The sequence below is a fragment of the Thermoanaerobacterium xylanolyticum LX-11 genome (assembly GCF_000189775.2).
Classification (GTDB): Bacteria; Bacillota; Thermoanaerobacteria; order Thermoanaerobacterales; family Thermoanaerobacteraceae; genus Thermoanaerobacterium; species Thermoanaerobacterium thermosulfurigenes.
Map to the genome: position 1 here is coordinate 46225 of NC_015555.1, position 22310 is coordinate 68534.

Below are 22310 nucleotides of genomic sequence, written 5' to 3' on the forward strand. Positions count from 1 at the left end.
GATGGTTCTATCGTTAGTATAATTTAAGGTTTTATTCGAAGTATTTTGTGCTTGATTGATTAAACTTCATTTATTATGAGTTTAAATCAGTAAGAAAGGATGAACTGTTGTACCATATGGAAGTAAAATCTAATGATAAATATTATTATGATTATTTAACTAATCTCCCTAATAGATATTTTCTCTATGATTATTATAAACAAGATGCTAATAAGTTTATATTTGTTCTTTTTGATTTTGATAATTTAACATACATAAATAATTCTTATGGACATCTTTTTGGTAATAAAGTATCAGTTAAAATAAGTAAGGTACTGACTGAAACAGTAAAAGAAAGTGGAAAGATTTTTAAATTCGATGGCGATGAGTTCATTGTTGTTTTTCACAGTAATTTTGACAAAACAATAAATATTGTAGAAGATGTTACACAAAAGTTTAATTATTTTTTTAAAGTTGAAGGTAAAGATATTTTGACAACAGTAAACGCTGGAATTTATATACCAAAGTCGGGAGAACATATTGATGATATAATAAGAAAAGCAAATGTTGCAATGCTTAAAGCTAAAATGCTAGGAAAATCAAAATATATCGTTTTTGATAAAGTTACAGAGGATAATACACTAAAAAAAACCGGGATGATCGTAGATATCAAAAAAGCAATGTTAAACAATGAATTTTACCTTTTATTTCAGCCTATTTATAATTTGAAAGAAAATAGAATGGAAGAAGTTGAAGCTCTTGTAAGATGGAAAAATAAGAAATATGGAGATATCTCTCCGTCCCAATTCATTGCGGTTATTGAAGAAAGTGGTTTCATTAAAGAATTTGGCATTTTGGTTATTGAAGATGTTTTTAAACAGATAAATTATTGGCAAAATAGAGGAATTGCACTTAAAGTTAACATTAATGTTTCTCCTCTTCAACTTAAAGAGGATGATTTTTTATTTAAATTTGAACAACTTATTAGTAAATACAATACAGCATTAAATCTTGTTGGAATGGAGTTTACTGAAACTCAAATATTGAATATTAATAAACAAGAGATAAATAAAATAAAAGAATTGTTGAGAAGAGGAATAAAGATTTCATTAGATGATTTTGGAGTAGGATATTCTTCATTGATAAACATGATAGAGTTTCCTATAAGTACTATCAAAATAGATAAGAGTCTTATTGACAGGATTAATGAAAATAAAGTGAAAACTTTGATCAAAGGTATTTTGCATATTTCAAAAGAAATGAACTATGAAGTTATAGCGGAAGGTGTAGAAACAAAAGAACAACTTGGTATGTTAAAAGAATGGGGTTGTGATAAGATACAAGGTTATTATATATCAAAACCTAAAACTTCAAAGGAGATAGAATTGATGTTCAATAATAATTGATCTGCATGTTCGAGTAAATTTTATATAGGATTCATTTGATATAGTGACAACAGAGAACTTATGTAACAAAGTTAAGATAAATTGCGATCAGAGATTCTGCACAAAATGGAATATTATTATTTATATGCAATTTAGTATATTACATTGGTATAAAAAGGATGTGCCGACATGATAAATATAATGGTTTTGGGCTTATATTCATTAGAGAGACAGGCATTAACAAGTTTAATTGAAAAAGATTTAGGTATGAATGTAATAGCTAATGCAAAAAAAATTGCGGATATAAGTACTATTTATTATCCGGATATAATAATTATTTGTGATAGCAGTTCATATAATTATTGTCTTGAACAATTTCGGTATATAAAAAGTAAAAAGATGAATAGCAAAATAATATTGCTATTTTCAGTGCGCCCGGCATGGGCGATAACTTGGCGGTGAAAGTCCGCTGTGGGCTTGGTAGTGGGAACCACTAGCTGAACCGCAAGGGTGTCCATCGTGAGGTGGAATCTGAAGGAAGCGGTAGGCAAAATCTCGGTCTGAGGAATACGAACCAGATAAGAGGCTGAATTGGGGCGGACGAGTTTGCTGAACAAAACGAAGTCCAACACTACCCGAACCCCATACAGTAAATCTGGCAGATAGACGAGATGAAGGTTATCGTTCTTACCCGGGGAGGTCTCAAGGATAAGTCATTAAAGTGAACTCTGAAATGACAACCCATGCAGTGATGTATGGCTGAACCTTGAGAAGTCAGCAGAGGTCATAGTACTTATCTAGTCATGAATAGATAAGGAAGGACCGAACATTAGGAGGTTTTGGAAATCTTATGAACTCGAAAGATATGCAGAGACTGCAGACAACTCAACAAAGAGGCTATCCGCTCAATCAAGAAATGGAATTTCAAGAGAGAGCGGAAGTGCATAGTATATCATCGGCGTCAAAAGATAGAAGAAACAATGTACAAAGATACACCAGTAATATGCTTGAAATGATACTAGACCGAGAAAACATGAAAGAAGCATACAAACGAGTAGTTGCAAATAAAGGAAGCCATGGAGTCGATGGGATGGAAGTAGATGAACTTCTACCGTATCTCAAAGAAAACTGGCCGACCATAAAGCAACAATTACTGGAAGGAAAATATAAACCACAACCAGTGTTGAGAGTAGAAATACCAAAACCAGATGGAGGAACAAGACTACTAGGGATACCTACAGTACTAGACAGACTAATACAACAAGCAATAGCCCAAATACTAAGTGGAATATACGACCATACATTCTCTGATAACAGTTATGGTTTCAGACCTAGACGCAGTGCAAAAGACGCAGTAATAGCCGCAGAAGTATATATAAACGAAGGATGCACATGGGTAGTAGATATAGACTTAGAAAAGTTCTTTGACAGAGTAAACCACGACATACTAATGTCCAAATTAGAAAAGCGGATAGGAGACAAACGAGTACTGAAGCTAATACGAAGATACTTAGAATCAGGAGTAATGATAAATGGAATCAAAGTAGCAACAGAAGAAGGGACACCACAAGGAGGGCCATTAAGTCCGCTACTAGCAAACATAATGTTAGATGAACTAGACAAAGAACTAGAAAGAAGAGGACATAAATTCTGTCGATATGCAGATGATTGCAACATATACGTAAAAAGCAGGTCAGCAGGAAACAGAGTAATGAAAAGCATAAAGAAATTCATAGAAACCAAATTAAAACTAAAAGTCAATGAAACAAAAAGTGCTGTAGATAGACCATGGAAAAGAAAATTCTTAGGATTTTCGTTTTATACAAAAGAAAACGAAGTAAGAATAAGGATTCATGAAAAATCCATCAAAAGGTTTAAGGAAAAAGTAAGAGAAATAACCAATCGAAACAAGGGAATAAGCATGGAATACAGAATACGTAGATTGAATCAGATAACGACAGGATGGGTTAACTATTTTGGATTAGCAGATGCGAAAGGAATAATGAAAGCTCTTGACGAATGGATAAGGCGTAGACTAAGAGCATGTATATGGAAGCAATGGAAGAAGACAAAAACAAAGTATGACAATCTGATAAAATTAGGAGTAGAAAAACAAAAAGCCTGGGCATACGCCAATACGAGGAAAGGCTACTGGAGAATATCCAATAGCCAAATACTCAATATGACTCTTACAAATAAATACTTCGAAGACATAGGTTATAGAAGTTTATCAAAAAGGTATCTAATCGTACATTAAATCTTAATGAACCGCCGTATACCGAACGGTACGTACGGTGGTGTGAGAGGACGGCGGTTAGTCACCGCCTCCTACTCGATTCATATATTGATTGTTTGTACTTATATACTGCCTTGGGAACAAATATAAATGGGTATATTTTTGAAAATGCTGAACAAACTGAGTTGTTTAAAGCAATTAGAGCAGTATTCAGCAAGGGATTTTATATGTGGAATGAATTAAAATTTAAAAAATTAGCCAAGTACGTAGATAGCATAAATTTAACAAAAAGAGAAATGGAGATACTTTTTTATATATTTAAAGGCTATAAAAACAATCAAATTGCTAATATTTTACACATAAAAAAGAATACTGTTAAAAACCACATTTATCATATTTACAAAAAATTTAATGCGAAAAATAAAATTGAAATAATGTTTAGGATTTTAGGAAATAGAGATATTTTTAAAGATAAAATTGATTACGTAAAAATAATATAATGATATCAGAAAACTATACAGACAAAAAGGCAGATATAAGTTAGAATATAGGTGTATAAGAAATTTTAGGGAAAAGCATATGCTTCAAATAGATATTATTGAAGATATAAAAGATGAGATATTTATCATAGAAACTGGATGGAGTAATCCACTGTTTGTGAAGACATAATTTGAAACAAAACTGGAAATTCATTATTAAATTCATGGGGTAAGGGGAAAGTGCAACTTTTTTAGCATCTAAATGGATTTACTATTACCATATATTCAACTAGATGTAAAATATAAAAATTCTTGTAAAGATAAATTTTTTGCTGGAATTTTATTGCGAAATCTCTGTTGCGAACTGAAAAAACTTGATTAATTTCAACATATATTGTATAATGATATAAGTGAACGAAACGTTGAAATGGTGCGCGTTAGAGGCACTAAAGGGAAATAAACGATATTCGAAAAAAGTGGCCTAATTGGGACTACGAATCAAAAGGCCACGGGTTCGAATCCTGTCGGGCGCACCACTATGATATTGACAAATTTGAAAATTTATATATAATATAAATCATGCGCCCGTAGCTCAGCAGGATAGAGCAACGGTTTCCTAAACCGTGTGCCGGAGGTTCGAGTCCTCTCGGGCGCACCATTTGTGTGATTAAGATGTACAACGAGTTTATGAAGGCTGCTATAGATGAGGCTATTATAAGCTTTAAACTTGGAGAGATGCCGGTTGGTGCAGTTGTAGTTAAAGATGGCATCATTATTGGCAGAGGCTACAATCTAAAAGAAACAGAAAAAGATGCGACGCAGCACGCTGAAATCAATGCTATAAAGGATGCTTGCAAAAGCATTGGCGATTGGAGGCTTAATGGTGCATCGCTCTATGTCACATTAGAGCCATGTCCAATGTGTGCAGGTGCAATAATAGAGTCTCGGATAAAAAGAGTGTATGTAGGCGCAGAGAGTCGTGATAACGGTGCTGCAGGTACTGTATATGATCTTTTAAATAAAAAAGCAGAAGTTTATTTTGGCATCATGGAAGATGAGTGCAAAAAATTGATAAATGATTTTTTTAGTAGACTAAGGTGATCTGGAGAGATGGCTGAGTGGTCGAAAGCGCTCGCCTCGAAAGCGAGTGGGCGGATTCCCGCCTCGTGAGTTCGAATCTCACTCTCTCCGCCATGGAAATATCATGGAGAGATGGCTGAGCTGGTCTAAGGCGCACGACTGGAAATCGTGTGTACCCTCAAAACGGGTACCGAGGGTTCGAATCCCTCTCTCTCCGCCATTAAATGTAATTCCCATCTTAATCCATAACATCCATTAAAAATTTCAATCCATGTGTTGATTTTTACATATAGACGATGTATAATAGGTCTTGCATTGCACAAAATAATGTTGTAAGTTAAAAAAGACTTACATGGCCGTACTAGATGGGGAGGTAGCGGTGCCCTGTAACCTGCAATCCGCTATAGCAGGGTCGAATTCCCGAGCCGAGGCATGATTACTGTAAGGCTGGCATAAGTAAGTGATTATGATATTCAAGTCCTCCGCAATGGAAATTTGTGAACCCCGCCAGGTCTGGAAGGAAGCAACGGTAAGCAAATACTTTCATGTGCCGGGGGAGTGCTTGAGTGGAGTTAACTGCTTATGTAACGCTTATGGTAACATGACAGAGTCGGGTGTGCGGCCTTTTTATTTTTATTATCTTTTACTAAAAAATTTTAATACATACACAAAAAATATTATATCAAAAAATATTCAGATATTTAAAATTTGTGTAAAGTTTTTTTGGGCATTGTCGACTATACTAATAGTGACTTTTACTGCTTAGGGAGGTATTTATGTTTAGAAGTTATCGCAATCGTTTGTTTGTCATAATATTCGGAGTTTCAGTCTTTGTATATCTACTTTCGTTTGTCCACATAGTAAAAGGCATAGGCAATAACATATTTGCTTCTTTTTTGATATTGTTTATTTCGGCTTTTATAGCAATGACAGAGTCAAAGCACTTGTCATATCCAATAGAAAAGTTGAATAAAGGCGTTAAACGTATAATAGATGGTGAATACGATTATAATATTGATATAGATGTTTCAGAAGAATTTGTAGAGTTATCAAGAAGTTTTAGAGAAATGTCACATAAGCTAAAGTCAACTTATGAAGAGTTAAAAAGGGAATCTCAGGAGCTTTTAAAGAAAAACAATGAATTGCAAGATTACTATGCAGAGCTTGAGGCGTCTTATGAGCAGATGGAAGCTGTGACAAACGAACTTGAGAAATCGGAATCAAGGTATAGGACACTGGTAGACAATATTTCAGATATTCTTTGGTTTACTGATGGTGAATACAATATAGAGTTTATTAATAATAGATCAGTAAGATATTTAGATTACATGCCAGACGAGATGACAGGCAGAAAAATCACAGAATTCGTTCATGACGACGATAAGAAGATCATGGAAGATCTGATGAATGGTAGAATAAGCATGGCGGAAATAAAATTCAAAAAAAGAGATGGTTCAATACTTCTTACAGAAACGAGAGCTAAGGTAATAAAGAACAATGAAAATGAGATAGTGGGAATTCAAGGTTTGTCGAGGGATATAACTGATTACAATAATGCGAAAAAAGAGATAATGGAGAGAAATAGGCAGATTCTGGCTATAGGAAATGTGACGCAATTGCTGACTAAAAATTTAGAACCTCGAGATGTTCTATATTCTATTGCTGAGAAAATATCCACCATACTTTCTTCACCACTTTGTACCATAAGGACAATAAATGAGTCAGGAAGATTAGAGCTTATGGTAGCAGCAGGGGAATTGAGAGACATGCCTCTTTTAAAAGAGTTGTCGTTGTCGTCGGATGAAAATGTTAAGCTTCTTGTTTCAAAAGAAATTACTGTTTTGGATCCTAATAAATTCCCGATAGATGATAATTTGCTTTTGCGATTGAAAGAATTAAATGTAAAAAACGTAATAGCTGTTCCACTCATATCTAAAGATAAGGCTGTGGGAATCTTAAACATATTAACAACTTCAAGGCTTGCCAATGATATAAGCTTGTTGAGATCTGTTGCTGATAGTGTGTCTGTTGCCATAGAAAATGCAAATCTATATGACGACATGAGGAATTGGTACTTTAGGACCATCGATGCTTTGGCTCATGCTGTTGAGGCAAAGGATAAGTATACTAAAGGGCATTCGCTTAGAGTTTCGAAGTACGCTGCAATTATAGCCGAAAGCATGGGACTGCCAAAAGATGAGATAGAAAAGATAAGAATTGCTGGTTTGCTGCATGATATAGGAAAGATAGGAGTGGCTGACAGTATACTTACCAAACCTGGAAAACTTACAAGTGAGGAGTACGACAAAATAAAACAACATCCAAAAATATCCAGAAAAATATTAGAACCAATTGGACTATCTAAGGATATAATAGATGGAATTGAAAAGCACCACGAAAGATATGATGGGAAAGGATATCCGTTTGGGCTTAATGACGACAATATACCGCTGATTGCTGCGATACTGTGTGTGGCGGATTCATTCGACGCTATGACATCTGATAGATCGTATAGGAAAGGTATTTCCTTTGACGAGGCTGTAAATGAATTGTTGAAATACAAAGGCACACAGTTTAATCCGAGGGTGGTTGACAGCGTAATATCTATTTACATGAGGGATAGAAAAAAGATGGAGAGGATTAAAATAGAAACGGAAATAGCAAACTAAAAGGATATAGAAAAGTATCCTTTTTTTTGTTACAATTAAGTAAATGAGGTGTTTTTTTATGTACCAATCACTGTACAGAAAGTATAGGCCCAAAAGTTTTTGTGAAGTTTTGGGGCAAAATCATATTGTCAGAACTTTAAAAAATCAGATAAAAAGCGGACGAATAGGACATGCATACCTTTTTTGCGGTACAAGAGGTACAGGCAAGACAAGTGTTGCGAAGATTTTTGCAAAAGCTGTTAATTGTCCTAATAGCGTAGATGGGGAGCCCTGCAACAAATGTCAGATATGCGAGTCTGCTAATAACAATTCTCTAATGGACATAATAGAGATAGATGCGGCGTCGAATAACAGCGTTGATGATGTGAGAGAATTGAGGGACAACATCATATATGCTCCATCTTCATGTAAGTACAAGGTGTACATTATAGATGAAGTCCATATGCTATCTGGCAGTGCCTTTAATGCCCTTTTAAAAACACTTGAAGAGCCTCCACAGCATGCGATATTTATTTTAGCTACAACTGAGCCAAACAAGATACCTGCAACTATTTTGTCAAGGTGTCAAAGGTTTGACTTTAAAAGGATATCATCGAAAGTCATTTCACAGAATATAAAGAAAATAGCTGAAGACAGCCAAATAAATATAGACGGTAAAGCAATTGCACTGATTGCCAAGCATGGAAATGGTTCTATGAGGGATGCTATAAGCATACTTGAGCAGTGTGCTTCATACAGCGATGTTTTAACGTATGATGATGTGTGCGATATACTCGGCACTGTAAATGATGATACGTTGTTTGCTTTAGTGAATAGTTTAAACGATAGAGATGGAAAAGAAATCATAAAACAGATAGATAAGTTGATGCTTTACGGCATAGACGTAAATAATTTGGTGAAAGCTCTGTTATCTTTTTTGAGAGATGTGATTGTATACAAAACATGTGGTGATGAGTCAGAAGAGATATTAGAAACAGAGATAAATGATGTAATCGAGAAGGCATCTTTATTTGATATGGCGTTTTTATCAAATGCGTTAGAGAAATTGATAGATCTTCAGGGGAAAATAAGATATGCTCAATCTCCCAGAATAATGCTGGAGATAACATTGCTTAAGCTTATAAATCCGGAAATCTCACCTGATATAGACAGCATATTAGATAGACTAAATAAGTTGGAGAATGTGATTAAAAGCGGTAAGATGATGCCGTTTGTAGAGAAGGATATTGTCGCTAATGATAAAACTTTAAAATCTGAAGGGGTTTTTGATGATGTAGTGATAAAAAAAGAAGCGAAAAAAACTGATGATATAGTTGATAAAGTAGATAAGAACATTGAGATAAATGTAAATGAAGTTTTCAAAAAACTGTTAAGTATGATAATGAAAGACAGGCCGATGATTTTTTCTTTTTTAAGCTTAGGCAAACCGTATTTGAAAGATGGCAATTTTGTGATAGAATATCCAAAGGAGCATGTGTTTTATAAAGAAGAACTTAATAAAATCGAAAATAAAGATTACATCAAAGATGTTATTAAAAGACTGACAGGTAATGATTACAACATAGTTTTTGCTATAGAAGAAAAAAATGAAGATGAACAGTTAATTGAGGCAGTAAAAAAATATTTTGGCGATGTAGAAATAATAGATTGATTAATCACTACTAAGTCAAAATTAGCATATAAATAAGAGAGAATACAAAATTAATTAGGAGGTATTTGGATGGCTAAAGGAGGATTTCCTGGCGGTTTTAACATGAACAACATGATAAAGCAAGCGCAGCAGATGCAGGAGCAAATGAAGAAAATGCAGGAGGAGCTTGAAAACAAGACGGTTGAGGAGTCTGCAGGCGGTGGAGCTGTAAAGGTAGTGGCAAATGGCAGAAAGGAACTTATAAGTATAAAGATCGATCCGGATGTCGTTGACAAAGACGATGTAGAGATGCTGGAGGATCTTGTATTGGCTGCAGTAAATCAAGCTTTAAGAAGTGCTGAAAAGATGATTGCAGAAGAGATGGGAAAAATAACAGGAGGTTTCAACATACCTGGCTTGTTCTGAGGTGAGTTAATTAATGAACGTATATTCGAGGTCATTGTCAAGGCTTATTGATGAATTATCAAGACTCCCCGGCATTGGACGCAAGACAGCTCAGAGACTGGCGTTTTACATCTTAGATATGCCTTTAGATGATGTTGTCAATTTGTCTAATGCTATTTTAGAAGCAAAGAACAATTTAAGATACTGTAAAAAGTGCTATAACTTTACTGACAGTGAGCTTTGCAGTATATGCAGTGACGAGACGAGGGATACACATACCATATGTGTAGTTTCCGATCCTAAAGACGTAGTAGCGATGGAAAAGACGAGGGAATATCGAGGATTATACCATGTACTTCACGGTGCAATATCGCCTATGGATGGAATAGGGCCAGAGGATATAAAGATAAAAGAGCTGTTGGAGAGGATAAAAGATGCTGAAATCAATGAAATAATATTAGCTACAAATCCAGATATAGAAGGCGAGGCAACTGCCATGTACATTGCAAAGCTGATAAAACCTTTTGGAATAAAGGTAACAAGAATTGCACACGGTGTACCAGTAGGCGGTGACCTCGAATACACAGATTCTGTAACACTGTCCAGAGCTTTAGAAGGCAGAAGGGAAATGTAAATTAAAGTTTACTGAAAATTAATTTGACATAAAATTTGTTTGGATTATAATATAATTAAGACTGGTGAAGGAGCTCACCATTAAATGCGATGATGCTAATGGCTCCTATTGGGTATACTACCTGATAGGAGTATATTTATTACTTAAAATGAAAATGGAAGGGTGATTTTCATGGAATACATCTATATAGGAGTAGGCGGCTTTTTTGGGGCAATATTAAGATATTTAATTTCTACTTATTATCAAAGTATATTGCATACTGTATTTCCTATTGAGACATTTTTTATAAATATTTTTGGGTCATTTTTGCTGAGCTATATTTCAAATTTAACCCTGGAAGAATTTAATATAAATTTCAATATAAGACTTGCTATTACGACAGGATTTATAGGTGCCTTCACTACATTTTCTACGTTCACTAAAGAGACTATGGATCTACTGAGAAATGGGAGAATCGCAGTTGCAGTAACGTATGTCCTTCTGTCAATACTTATAGGATTTATTATGTCTTTTATGGGATTTGAGTTAGGAGATAAGACAGCAAAAATAATTAAAGGGCGTGAAGAAAATTGATGCTAAATATGCTGTTAGTAGGCTTTGGAGGAGTTTTGGGAGCAATATTAAGGTATGAAATATCCAGACACATAAAAGAGAGTAGGGAATTTGTAGTGCCATTAGAAACATTTATCATAAACGTAACAGGTGCCTTATTATTAAGTTTTTTATCAAGTCCTAAGCTTATCCATCTATTTGATAATGATGTAAAATTGTTTATCATGACAGGATTTATAGGTGCTTTTACTACATATTCTACCTTTTCTCATGAGACAATAGATCTTTTTCGAAAAAAACATTATATACATGCATTTTTGTATTCATCTGTTACTGTCGTTGTTGGACTTATTGGCGCTTTTTTAGGATACTATATTGGAAGTTTGTTTTAAATAATGTATTATAGAAGTATAGAAGGAGGGAGGTATGAGATTTTGATATTAGACTATTTTAGATTGCTTTCAGCGTTATCGCTATCATTAGATGTGATGGAAAAAAGAAATTTTGGACATGCGAGAAAAGTTGCCTATGTTGGCATAAGACTGGCACGAAATATTGGCGTTAAAAACGACGAAGAATATAAGATCTTTTATTCTGCCTTTTTACACGATATAGGAAAAAGCGATATAGTTGAGGACATTAACCATGATAGCACATGGAAGCATTCGTTAAAAGGAAGCGAATTTGTAAAAGAAATGCCGAAAGGGGATGAGTTTTCTGAAATCATCAAGTATCATCATGAAAATTGGGATGGAAGTGGGTATTTCCATCTTAGTGGAAACTCCATTCCTTTAGAAGCACAGATAATATATTTAGCAGATCAATTTGACATAAGGTACAGCATTATATCCAAGAAACTCAATGAGTACGATACAAGGGAAAACATAAAGAAATGGCTTGATTTAGAATCCGGAAAGGCGTTTAATCCACTATTGGTAAGTGTGTTTAAAGATCTAATGAAACAAGAAAAGTTTTGGCTGGATTATGAAAATTATAATCAGTTTGATGTCTTAAAACCGTACATAAAAAATGAAATTATGGTGCTCGGAATAGATGCTCTTGAGAATATCGCTGAAGTTTTTTCAAAAATAATTGATAACAAAAGCCACTTTACGTACAACCATTCAAAAGGCATTTCTGAAATTGCTCATAAAGCAGCTACAATTTCTGGATACGATCAAATTACAGTTCAAAAGGTTAAGATATCAGGTCTTTTGCATGATTTGGGCAAGTTGGCCATACCAAATGAAATATTGGACAAGCCAGGAAAGCTTACCGAAAAAGAATTTATGACGATAAAGTCACATACATACTTTACTAAAATAATACTACGTGAGATAGGAGGAATTGATGATATAGCTGAATGGGCTGCAAATCATCATGAGAAATTGGATGGCTCAGGGTATCCAGAAGGACTTACTGGAGAAGACCTTGATGGAATTTCAAGGCTTATGGCTGTTTGCGATATATACCAAGCACTGACAGAAGATAGACCTTATAGAAAAGGTGTGTCACATATTGAAGCAATCGATGTGATCTATAAATTGGTCAAGCAAAATAAGGTAGATGGGAAATCGCTGGAGATAATAAGAGAAATACAAAAAGTGAACAAATAAGTATACTCATCCATATAACTGTCAATAATATGGATGAGGAGGTATTATATGGGCACGCTATATAAAATTTTTAGGGAGATATCAGCTACAAAAGAAGAAACAAATGATGAAAATGATGCTTTGATAGATGAAGTGAAAAACACCATGAGACAGTTAAAAGATGCGGAAATGTATTTTCAAAGTGTTACAGATCCTGACTTAATTGATCAAGCTATTTACAACATAGAGTCATTGAGAAAGAAGTATACTTATTTACTTAAAAAAGCTAAAGAAAACGGTGTGAATTTTGATAATTTCAATTCGCTTATATCATAATTTGTCCCCCTCTTAATATAATAATCATAGGATGTATTAAGGGGGAATTTTTATGAATTTAAGCATTGAATACAATATAATAATAGCATATGTAGTGGGACTTTTTTTATTATACATACTTGGGTGGTTATTGGTTGTACCGAGAAAATTTCTTATAAGGCTTATTTTAAATGGAGTAGTAGGAGCATTAGTCTTATTTTTTATAAATATTGCTGGAAAGACATTTGGAATATATGTCGGCATAAATCCTATAACAGCTTTAGTTGTAGGCTTTTTAGGCATACCTGGAGTGATTTTGCTTATTGTGCTGCAGTATATCGTGTAATATAAATTTCCAAATAATTATAAGTGTAAATAATCTCCTTAATAGAAATAATAAAAAAGGTAATATTTTATTAAGGAGGTTACAAAGATGACTGTAAAAAGCGATATCGAAAAGGCTGTTGCTGCAGCACAGTCTGCACTTGGAACGTACGCGCAGTTTGCCAGTGCGACAGATGATCCAGCAGCTAAGCAGATGTTTCAGCAGATGCAGCAAGATATGCAAAGACACGTAAATATGCTAAACAATAGGTTGAATTATATAAATTCAAATAACAAATTGAATCAACAGCAGCAGGCTACACAGCAAGTGCAAAATATACTTTCAAATAAAAAATGAGTATTTGAGGCATCTATTGATGCCTCAAAAATTTTACATAAAATTAACATAAAACGAGAAAAAATAAAGCATTTATAAGATAATTAGATATAAAATGAATTATTGGCTGTAATTTGGGCAATAGGAGCATTGCAATATAAATAATAAATGTGGTATATTAATAAGGCACAGATTATTCGACTATATATATTGATTCTAAAATTATTTACCACAAAATACCAAATAGAAAGCAGTTGACAGAGAGAAGATAATGTGGTAATATAGACGATGTCGCGATAAGCGGCGAGGGAAATGAACCTTGAAAACCGAACAGTGAGATATGCGAGCAAAGGATATAAACATGAGAGTTTGATCCTGGCTCAGGACGAACGCTGGCGGCGTGCCTAACACATGCAAGTCGAGCGATCCGGCACTCAACTAAGCGCTTACAGAAAAAAAGACAGCAAAGAGAAAAGAAAGCAGAAAAAGAGAGAAATAAGAGTAAACGCGGAGTTGAGTGCCGGATAGCGGCGGACGGGTGAGTAACGCGTGGACAATCTACCCTGTAGACTGGGATAACACCCCGAAAGGGGTGCTAATACCGGATAATGTCAAGTAATGGCATCATTGCTTGAAGAAAGGAGAAATCCGCTATAGGATGAGTCCGCGTCCCATTAGCTAGTTGGCGGGGTAAAAGCCCACCAAGGCGACGATGGGTAGCCGGCCTGAGAGGGTGAACGGCCACACTGGAACTGAGACACGGTCCAGACTCCTACGGGAGGCAGCAGTGGGGAATATTGTGCAATGGGGGAAACCCTGACACAGCGACGCCGCGTGAGCGAAGAAGGCCTTCGGGTCGTAAAGCTCAATAGTATGGGAAGATAATGACGGTACCATACGAAAGCCCCGGCTAACTACGTGCCAGCAGCCGCGGTAATACGTAGGGGGCGAGCGTTGTCCGGAATTACTGGGCGTAAAGAGCACGTAGGCGGCTATAAAAGTCAGATGTGAAAAACCTGGGCTCAACCGAGGGTATGCATCTGAAACTAAATAGCTTGAGTCAAGGAGAGGAGAGCGGAATTCCTGGTGTAGCGGTGAAATGCGTAGAGATCAGGAAGAATACCAGTGGCGAAAGCGGCTCTCTGGACTTGAACTGACGCTGAGGTGCGAAAGCGTGGGGAGCAAACAGGATTAGATACCCTGGTAGTCCACGCCGTAAACGATGGATACTAGGTGTGGGTTAGTATAATCCGTGCCGGAGTTAACGCAATAAGTATCCCGCCTGGGGAGTACGGCCGCAAGGTTGAAACTCAAAGGAATTGACGGGGGCCCGCACAAGCAGCGGAGCATGTGGTTTAATTCGAAGCAACGCGAAGAACCTTACCAGGGCTTGACATCCACAGAATCCGGTAGAAATACCGGAGTGCCTCGAAAGAGGAGCTGTGAGACAGGTGGTGCATGGTTGTCGTCAGCTCGTGTCGTGAGATGTTGGGTTAAGTCCCGCAACGAGCGCAACCCCTGTTGGTAGTTACCAGCGTAAAGACGGGGACTCTACCGAGACTGCCGTGGATAACACGGAGGAAGGCGGGGATGACGTCAAATCATCATGCCCTTTATGCCCTGGGCTACACACGTGCTACAATGGCCTGAACAGAGGGCAGCGAAGGAGCGATCCGGAGCGAATCCCAGAAAACAGGTCCCAGTTCAGATTGCAGGCTGCAACCCGCCTGCATGAAGACGGAGTTGCTAGTAATCGCGGATCAGCATGCCGCGGTGAATACGTTCCCGGGCCTTGTACACACCGCCCGTCACACCACGAGAGTTTACAACACCCGAAGTCAGTGACCTAACCGCAAGGAAGGAGCTGCCGAAGGTGGGGTAAATGATTGGGGTGAAGTCGTAACAAGGTAGCCGTATCGGAAGGTGCGGCTGGATCACCTCCTTTCTAAGGAGCAATCCTACAATAAAGAAAAGAAAGAGTATTTATTTTAAGAGCGAACATATAGCGGAGTGTTCGTAAATGTGTCCGATGAATGAAGCGAGTGAAGCGTGCGAGCGTGAAGGACCACGCGAGAGGCACTACGACAGGACGTCGTTAAGTGCCGTTAGCGAAACGAGCGAAAAGAATCGAAGACACATAGAACACGGAGCCTATGTGAGCGATAAAATAAATACGATATCTCACTGTTCAGTTTTGAGGGTTTAAGCCCTCAGAGAAGTGAACCTTGAAAACTGCACAATGCAAATATGGGTAACGAAGAAAAACGAGGAAACAATAGGTCAAGTTAGAAAGGGCGTATGGTGGATGCCCAGGCACTTAGAGCCGAAGAAGGACGCAGCAAGCGGCGAAACGCTCCGGGGAGTCGCAAGCAGACGCAGATCCGGAGATCTCCGAATGGGGAAACCCGCTTAAGGTAATACTTAAGCATCCCATGGTGAACACATAGCCATGAGGAAGGGACACCGCGTGAACTGAAACATCTAAGTAGCGCGAGGAAAAGAAAGAAAAAGTCGATTTCCTGAGTAGTGGCGAGCGAAAAGGAAAGAGCCCAAACCCGGCACTCAATTAGAATTGTTAAAAAAGCAAAAATAGAGAAATAGCAGTTCTAATTGAGTGCCGGGGGTTTAGGACCACAAGAAGGTATAAAAAAGCGAAGCCGAACAGACCTGGGAAGGCAGGCCAAAGAAGGTGAAAGCCCTGTAGGCGAAAGCTTCAAATACCGAGTGGGATCCAGAGTACCACAGGATAGGCAACCCGGTGGGAAGACGGGAGGACCATCTCCCAAGGCTAAATACTCCTAAGTGACCGATAGCGCATAGTACCGTGAGGGAAAGGTGAAAAGAACCCCGGGAGGGGAGTGAAAGAGAACCTGAAACCATATGTCCACAAGCAGTGGAAGTCCGGCACTCAACTGAACATGTTAGAGAGAAGAAAAAAGAACTAGCGTGTCCAGTTGAGAGCCGGACGACCACGTACTTTTTGTAGAACGGACCGGCGAGTTATAGATATGCAGCGAGGTTAAGCGAAAGCGGAGCCGAAGCGAAAGCGAGTCTTAAAAGGGCGAAAGTTGCATATCATAGACCCGAAACCGTGCGACCTACCCATGATCAGGGTGAAGCCGGAGTAAGATCTGGTGGAGGCCCGAACCACGTTGACGTTGAAAAGTCATGGGATGAATTGTGGGTAGCGGAGAAATTCCAATCGAGCTCGGAGATAGCTGGTTCTCCCCGAAATAGCTTTAGGGCTAGCCTCAGGGGGAAGGAAATATGGAGGTAGAGCACTGAATGGACTAGGGGCCAAAGAGGTTACCGAACCCTATCAAACTCCGAATGCCATATTGAGACCCTGGGAGTCAGACTACGAGTGATAAGATCCGTGGTCAAAAGGGAAAGAGCCCAGACCGACAGCTAAGGTCCCAAAGAGCATGTTAAGTGGAAAAGGAAGTAGGATTTCCAAGACAACCAGGATGTTGGCTTAGAAGCAGCCATACATTCAAAGAGTGCGTAATAGCTCACTGGTCGAGAAATCCCGCGCCGAAAATAAACGGGGCTAAAACATGCCACCGAAGCTACGGATTCTAAAGAAAGAATGGTAGGGGAGCGTACTGTACAGGACGAAGGACAAGCGAAAGCGAATCTGGACAGTACAGTAGAGAGAATGCCGGTATAAGTAACGAGAGTAAGGCGAGAAACCTTACCGTCGAAAGCCTAAGGATTCCTGGGGAAGGATAATCCGCCCAGGGTAAGTCGGGACCTAAGCCGAGGCGAAAGCGTAGGCGATGGAGAACCGGTAATAAATCCGGTACCACCGAAATCCGTCAAAAGAGAAGCAAGGACGCAGCGAGATAAGAAAAGCGTGCGGTTGGTAGAGCACGTCCAAGCAGCGACGAAAAGAGCTTTGAGTGAAGTACCAAAGCTCATAAGAGCTGTGAAGGGGAGCCGAAAGGCGAAGTTTCGAAGGGGCTGCCAAGAAAAGTTGCTATCGAGGATAAGGTGCCCGTACCATAAACCGACACAGGTAGGCGAGGAGAGAATCCAAAGACGAGCGGGAGAACCCTCATTAAGGAACTCGGCAAAAAGACTCCGTAACTTCGGGAGAAGGAGTGCCGAAAGGCCGCAGAGAAGAGGCCCAAGCGACTGTTTACCAAAAACACAGGTTTCTGCTAAGTCGAAAGACGAAGTATAGGAGCTGACGCCTGCCCGGTGCTGGAAGGTTAAGGGGAAGGGTCATCCGGCACTCAACTATACCTATTAGGAGTGAAAGAAATGTATTATGTCTATATAATAAAGAATGAAGATGGAGGCATATATACAGGCTATTCAGAGAATATAAAGAAAAGAGTAGAAGCTCATAATAAAGGACTAAACAAATACACAAAAGGGCATAAATGGGAACTAATCTACTATGAAGCATATAAAGCAAAAGAAGATGCCCAAAAGAGAGAAAAGCAATTAAAAAATCTCATAATGCAAGAAGATGGTTAAAAGAAAGAATAGCCAAAAGCATAAACTCTTAGTAGATAGAGTTGAGTGCCGGAGAAGCTCTGAACTTAAGCCCCAGTAAACGGCGGCCGTAACTATAACGGTCCTAAGGTAGCGAAATTCCTTGTCGGGTAAGTTCCGACCTGCACGAAAGGCGTAACGACTTGGGCGCTGTCTTGAAGGGGGACCCGGTGAAATTGTAGTACTCGTGAAGATGCGAGTTACCCGCGACAGGACAGAAAGACCCCATGGAGCTTTACTGCAGCTTGTCACTGAATTTTAGTAATATCTGTACAGAATAGGTGGGAGGCAGAGAAATATGGGCGCCAGCCTATATGGAGCCAACGTTGGGATACCACCCTGATATTACCGAAATTCTAACATAGGAGCCGTAAACCGGCATATGGACACTGACAGGCGGGCAGTTTGACTGGGGCGGTCGCCTCCTAAAAAGTAACGGAGGCGTCCAAAGGTTACCTCAGCGCGGAAGGAAATCGCGCGAAAGAGTGCAAAGGCAGAAGGTAGCCTAACTGCGAGAAAGACAATTCGAGCAGGGACGAAAGTCGGGCTTAGTGATCCGGCGGTAGAGAATGGGATTGCCGTCGCTCAACGGATAAAAGCTACCCTGGGGATAACAGGCTGATCTCCCCCAAGAGTCCACATCGACGGGGAGGTTTGGCACCTCGATGTCGGCTCATCGCATCCTGGGGCTGAAGTAGGTCCCAAGGGTTGGGCTGTTCGCCCATTAAAGCGGTACGCGAGCTGGGTTCAGAACGTCGTGAGACAGTTCGGTCCCTATCCGTCGCGGGCGCAGGAAATTTGAGAGGATCTGCCCTTAGTACGAGAGGACCGGGGTGGACAAACCGATGGTGTACCAGTTGCAAAGCCATTTGCACAGCTGGGTAGCCAAGTTTGGAAGGGATAAACGCTGAAAGCATCTAAGCGTGAAACCCACCTCAAGATAAGATTTCCCATCTGGCACTCAACTATACTTACTGAAGGGAAAAAGCACTATGTACAAATGTTAGGGAATAAAATAGATTACAGTAGGTAGAGTTGAGTGCCAGAGTAAGACACCTTGAAGAAGACGAGGTAGATAGGCCGGAGGTGTAAGAGTAGAAATACTTTCAGCTGACCGGTACTAATAAGTCGAGGACTTGACCTTTAGCATTGTGCAGTATTCAAAGTTCATTTAAGAAAAATGAACGAAAGATTTCCGGTGGCAATAGCGGAGGTTAAAAACCCGTTCCCATACCGAACACGGAAGTGAAGCCCTCCAGCGCCGATGGTACTGATTACTCGGGAGAGTAGGTCGCTGCCGGATAATATATTCCTCAGTAGCTCAATGGTGGAGCAACCGGCTGTTAACCGGTAGGTTGTAGGTTCGAGCCCTACCTGAGGAGCCATTTTTGTATTTAAAAAAGAATATTTTGCGGATGTGGCTCAGTGGTAGAGCATCGGCTTCCCAAGCCGAGGATCGCGGGTTCGAATCCCGTCATCCGCTCCAATGATATCAAGATTCCAGTCAACGGGGTCTTTTTTATTTTATCTTATTTGTTCATTCTTTTCTATTAAGTATTTTTCCGAAAAATATTATTGAAGAGAGCGATTAATTTTGTTTTCATAATATACTTGGCGAACGCAGTCAGTACGTTAAAAGCCGTCATAACGCATAGACAACTTTAGCCGATCTAACGTAATGAGCCAGCAGTATATAGAAAAAACAATTTGTGAACGGTGATAATTTTTTTCAAATGTGCCTTTTTAACAAGACCTGCAAAAACTTTAATTTCATGTCTTAAAAAACGCGGGACAAAATATAATGTTATTAGAAATGTGTATTTAGGGGGATTTTATTATGGATGTTTACGATGTTTCACTGATACCTTTGATAATAGGTTTGGTAGAGGTAGTAAAACAAATTGGCTTACCTAAAAAATATTCAGCATTGATTTCGTTAATATTTGGAATAGCTTTAGGAATACTTTACATAGCTCCCGGTGATATTTTAAAAGGCATTCTGTTGGGTACTGCTATGGGGCTTGGGGCATCTGGCCTTTATAGCACCACAAAAAATACAGTAGAGGCCATAAAAAAATAACTACAAAAGGTGTATGGGTGTTTCATACACCTTTTTTCTATTGATTTTTGCTTTGCTTTTGTATAACCTATCTATAAGCGGCTTAATTTATTTATTAAAGGAGATGTTTTTATGTTTAGTGGTAAAGTTGTCGTTGTTACAGGTGGGTCTGGAGGCATTGGTTCATCTATATGTAAAGAAGTATCGAAATTAGGCGGATGTGTGGCAATTCATTACAATACAGATTACGATAGTGCATGTAGTTTAAAGAATCATATAAAAAGTAACTTAGGATATGCAGATGTATTTAAAGCAGACATCAGAAATAGAGAAGAAGTAGAAACGATGATGAAAGAAGTAGTTGAGAGATTTGGGCGCATAGATTACTTGGTCAATAATGCTGGTGTTTCACAAATTAAGCCTTTTATGGATGTATCAGTAGAAGATTGGAGATACATGATGGATGTGAATTTAAATGGCATGTTTAATTGTACACAAAGCGCTTTAAAGTATATGCTAAAAAGTAAAAAAGGTGCTATTGTGAATGTTTCATCAATGTGGGGAATATACGGTGCATCTTGTGAAGTGCCATATTCTGCTTCAAAGGGTGCTATTATAGCTTTTACAAAAGCATTAGCAAAAGAATTAGGACCATCAAATATAAGAGTTAATTGTGTTGCACCTGGTGTAATCGAAACAGACATGAATAAAAGCTTGTCAGATGATACACTTAAATATCTGTCGACAAGAACTTCTCTTGAAAGACTTGGGATGCCAGATGAAGTCGCTAAGGCAGTGGTTTTTTTGCTATCTGATCAATCTTCCTTTATAACAGGTCAAGTATTGACTGTAGATGGAGGCTTTGTGTAAAGTTGGCTTCTAACGTTTACATACCTTTTTAACCCTCTTGACTTATGGAATTAAAAGGATTATAATTTTAATTGTTAGCAGCCGTTTATATAGAGTGCTAATACTACTGATGTATCTTCACATTTAACTCACATTGTACTTTGATTGCAACACGATTATAAATTCTAATTGTTAAACAAAAACTAAATATTGACGAAGGGGGAATTCGAATGAAAGCATTATTGCTGGCAGGAGGATTAGGTACAAGGCTAAGACCTCTGACGAATTTTCTTCCTAAACCTATGGTACCTATAATGGGTAGACCATTATTAGAATCTACCATTTTAAGACTTAAAAATCAAGGCGTAGACGAGGTTGTAATAAGCACATGCTATAAATCTAATCATATTGAGAATTATTTTAAAAATGGTGAAAAATTAGGGGTAAAAGTTTCATTCATCAAAGAAGACATACCATTGGGTACAGGTGGGGCTATAAAAAATGCTGAAGAATTTTTCAATGATACTTTCTTAATACTAAATTCAGATATTATATGTGATATCGATATTAGAAGTCTTGTGGAGTATCACAAGTCAAAAAAAGCATTAGCTACTATTGCAATGACTAAAGTAGAGGATCCATCGCAATACGGTGTAATAGAGTATGACGATAATGATTACATTACAGCGTTTAAAGAAAAACCAAAACCATACGAGACTAATTCAAAATGGATAAATGCGGGAATATACGTATTTGAACCGCAGCTATTAAATGAAATCCCTAAAGATGAAGTGGTTTCAATAGAAAGGGATACATATCCAAAACTTTTATCGAAAGGTTATAAAATGGCTGCGTATAGGTATGACGGATATTGGATAGACATAGGAACAATTGAGAAGTACAAAAAAGTCCACTTTGACATATTGAAAAAATATTGCAAATATGTTGATGTAAGCCATCACGATATTAAACATAGAAAAAACATAATCGATAATTCAGTAAAAATTGTTGAGCCTGTTTTTATAGGAAGTAACGTCAAAATAGATGCTAAAGCAGAGATAGGTCCGTATGCGATTATAGGTGATAATACGCATATAGGTTCTAACAGCATTATAAGGCACAGCGTTTTATGGGACAATGTCAAAGTTAAAGGAAATGTAAATTTGATAAATGCTGTTGTGGCTTCAAATAGCGTGGTAGATGGCATGAGGAAAATTGAAGATGAAGTTTATGCAAATGGTATTAACGATTATGCTGTAAGTTGATGGAGGTGTTATGA

At 38.0% G+C, this 22310-nt stretch carries 18 protein-coding genes, 5 tRNA genes, 3 rRNA genes, 1 other RNA gene and 1 riboswitch; all 27 genes read left to right on the forward strand.

Annotation, left to right across the window (positions count from 1 at the left end; all coding sequences use genetic code 11):
* Window positions 1-116 precede the first annotated feature (116 nt).
* Entirely contained in the window at window positions 117-1385 is a 1269-nt protein-coding gene (locus THEXY_RS00215) for a putative bifunctional diguanylate cyclase/phosphodiesterase (RefSeq protein WP_230197603.1), read from the forward strand.
* 168 nt (window positions 1386-1553) lie between these two features.
* Window positions 1554-1826 (forward strand): hypothetical protein, encoded by a 273-nt coding sequence (locus THEXY_RS00220; protein WP_013786869.1) that lies wholly within the window; start codon window positions 1554-1556, stop codon window positions 1824-1826.
* Window positions 1827-2214: 388 nt separating this feature from the next.
* On the forward strand, window positions 2215-3621 hold the full coding sequence (ltrA, locus tag THEXY_RS00225) for a group II intron reverse transcriptase/maturase (RefSeq protein ID WP_013786870.1): 1407 nt from the start codon (window positions 2215-2217) through the stop codon (window positions 3619-3621).
* Between the two features lie 206 nt (window positions 3622-3827).
* Window positions 3828-4100, forward strand: a complete 273-nt coding sequence (locus THEXY_RS00230; protein WP_049781431.1) for a response regulator transcription factor — start codon at window positions 3828-3830, stop codon at window positions 4098-4100.
* Between the two features lie 560 nt (window positions 4101-4660).
* A tRNA-Arg gene (locus THEXY_RS00235) sits at window positions 4661-4737 on the forward strand.
* A 14-nt stretch (window positions 4738-4751) separates the two neighbouring features.
* Window positions 4752-5180 carry a nucleoside deaminase gene (locus tag THEXY_RS00240; protein ID WP_041592155.1) on the forward strand — a complete coding sequence of 143 codons (429 nt, stop codon included), beginning with the start codon at window positions 4752-4754 and terminating at the stop codon, window positions 5178-5180.
* A gap of 3 nt (window positions 5181-5183) precedes the next feature.
* Window positions 5184-5273, forward strand: a tRNA-Ser gene (locus THEXY_RS00245).
* Window positions 5274-5285: 12 nt separating this feature from the next.
* A tRNA-Ser gene (locus THEXY_RS00250) sits at window positions 5286-5379 on the forward strand.
* 136 nt (window positions 5380-5515) lie between these two features.
* Window positions 5516-5781: signal recognition particle sRNA large type (gene ffs, locus THEXY_RS12260), an RNA gene on the forward strand.
* A gap of 154 nt (window positions 5782-5935) precedes the next feature.
* Complete coding sequence (locus THEXY_RS00255) at window positions 5936-7828, forward strand: HD domain-containing phosphohydrolase (protein ID WP_013786872.1); 1893 nt, start codon at window positions 5936-5938, stop codon at window positions 7826-7828.
* Window positions 7829-7886: 58 nt separating this feature from the next.
* The gene (dnaX, locus tag THEXY_RS00260; RefSeq protein ID WP_013786873.1) at window positions 7887-9479 is read left to right on the forward strand and encodes a DNA polymerase III subunit gamma/tau; all 1593 of its coding nucleotides are present in this window, start codon (window positions 7887-7889) and stop codon (window positions 9477-9479) included.
* Window positions 9480-9548: 69 nt separating this feature from the next.
* On the forward strand, window positions 9549-9884 hold the full coding sequence (locus tag THEXY_RS00265) for a YbaB/EbfC family nucleoid-associated protein (RefSeq protein WP_013786874.1): 336 nt from the start codon (window positions 9549-9551) through the stop codon (window positions 9882-9884).
* Between the two features lie 13 nt (window positions 9885-9897).
* Window positions 9898-10497 (forward strand): recombination mediator RecR, encoded by a 600-nt coding sequence (gene recR / locus THEXY_RS00270; RefSeq protein WP_013786875.1) that lies wholly within the window; start codon window positions 9898-9900, stop codon window positions 10495-10497.
* A gap of 54 nt (window positions 10498-10551) precedes the next feature.
* Window positions 10552-10612, forward strand: a riboswitch (Fluoride riboswitch).
* Between the two features lie 56 nt (window positions 10613-10668).
* Entirely contained in the window at window positions 10669-11070 is a 402-nt protein-coding gene (gene crcB, locus THEXY_RS00275) for a fluoride efflux transporter CrcB (RefSeq protein WP_013786876.1), read from the forward strand.
* Complete coding sequence (gene crcB, locus THEXY_RS00280) at window positions 11070-11441, forward strand: fluoride efflux transporter CrcB (protein ID WP_013786877.1); 372 nt, start codon at window positions 11070-11072, stop codon at window positions 11439-11441. Before crcB (THEXY_RS00275) ends, crcB (THEXY_RS00280) begins: the two co-directional genes overlap by 1 nt.
* Window positions 11442-11483: 42 nt before the next feature.
* A complete protein-coding gene (locus THEXY_RS00285; protein WP_013786878.1) occupies window positions 11484-12665 on the forward strand; it encodes an HD-GYP domain-containing protein in 1182 nt (393 codons plus the stop codon).
* A gap of 48 nt (window positions 12666-12713) precedes the next feature.
* Window positions 12714-12980 carry a DUF2508 family protein gene (locus tag THEXY_RS00290; protein ID WP_013786879.1) on the forward strand — a complete coding sequence of 89 codons (267 nt, stop codon included), beginning with the start codon at window positions 12714-12716 and terminating at the stop codon, window positions 12978-12980.
* A gap of 52 nt (window positions 12981-13032) precedes the next feature.
* The gene (locus THEXY_RS00295; protein WP_013786880.1) at window positions 13033-13305 is read left to right on the forward strand and encodes a pro-sigmaK processing inhibitor BofA family protein; all 273 of its coding nucleotides are present in this window, start codon (window positions 13033-13035) and stop codon (window positions 13303-13305) included.
* A gap of 87 nt (window positions 13306-13392) precedes the next feature.
* The gene (locus tag THEXY_RS00300; RefSeq protein ID WP_013296629.1) at window positions 13393-13641 is read left to right on the forward strand and encodes a DUF1657 domain-containing protein; all 249 of its coding nucleotides are present in this window, start codon (window positions 13393-13395) and stop codon (window positions 13639-13641) included.
* A gap of 336 nt (window positions 13642-13977) precedes the next feature.
* Window positions 13978-15565 (forward strand): 16S ribosomal RNA (locus tag THEXY_RS00305).
* A gap of 333 nt (window positions 15566-15898) precedes the next feature.
* A 23S ribosomal RNA gene (locus THEXY_RS00310) occupies window positions 15899-19267 on the forward strand.
* A gap of 50 nt (window positions 19268-19317) precedes the next feature.
* Window positions 19318-19426: ribosomal RNA gene (rrf, locus tag THEXY_RS00315) — 5S ribosomal RNA — on the forward strand.
* The 16S, 23S and 5S rRNA genes sit together here with 2 tRNA genes alongside, the layout of an rRNA operon.
* 7 nt (window positions 19427-19433) lie before the next feature.
* Window positions 19434-19508 (forward strand) — tRNA-Asn (locus tag THEXY_RS00320).
* Window positions 19509-19534: 26 nt separating this feature from the next.
* Window positions 19535-19609, forward strand: a tRNA-Gly gene (locus tag THEXY_RS00325).
* Between the two features lie 351 nt (window positions 19610-19960).
* On the forward strand, window positions 19961-20203 hold the full coding sequence (locus THEXY_RS00330; protein ID WP_013786882.1) for a hypothetical protein: 243 nt from the start codon (window positions 19961-19963) through the stop codon (window positions 20201-20203).
* A gap of 111 nt (window positions 20204-20314) precedes the next feature.
* Window positions 20315-21052 (forward strand): elongation factor P 5-aminopentanone reductase, encoded by a 738-nt coding sequence (gene ymfI / locus THEXY_RS00335; RefSeq protein WP_013786883.1) that lies wholly within the window; start codon window positions 20315-20317, stop codon window positions 21050-21052.
* 209 nt (window positions 21053-21261) lie between these two features.
* On the forward strand, window positions 21262-22296 hold the full coding sequence (locus THEXY_RS00340; RefSeq protein ID WP_013786884.1) for a nucleotidyltransferase family protein: 1035 nt from the start codon (window positions 21262-21264) through the stop codon (window positions 22294-22296).
* The last annotated feature ends 14 nt before the right edge of the window (window positions 22297-22310 follow it).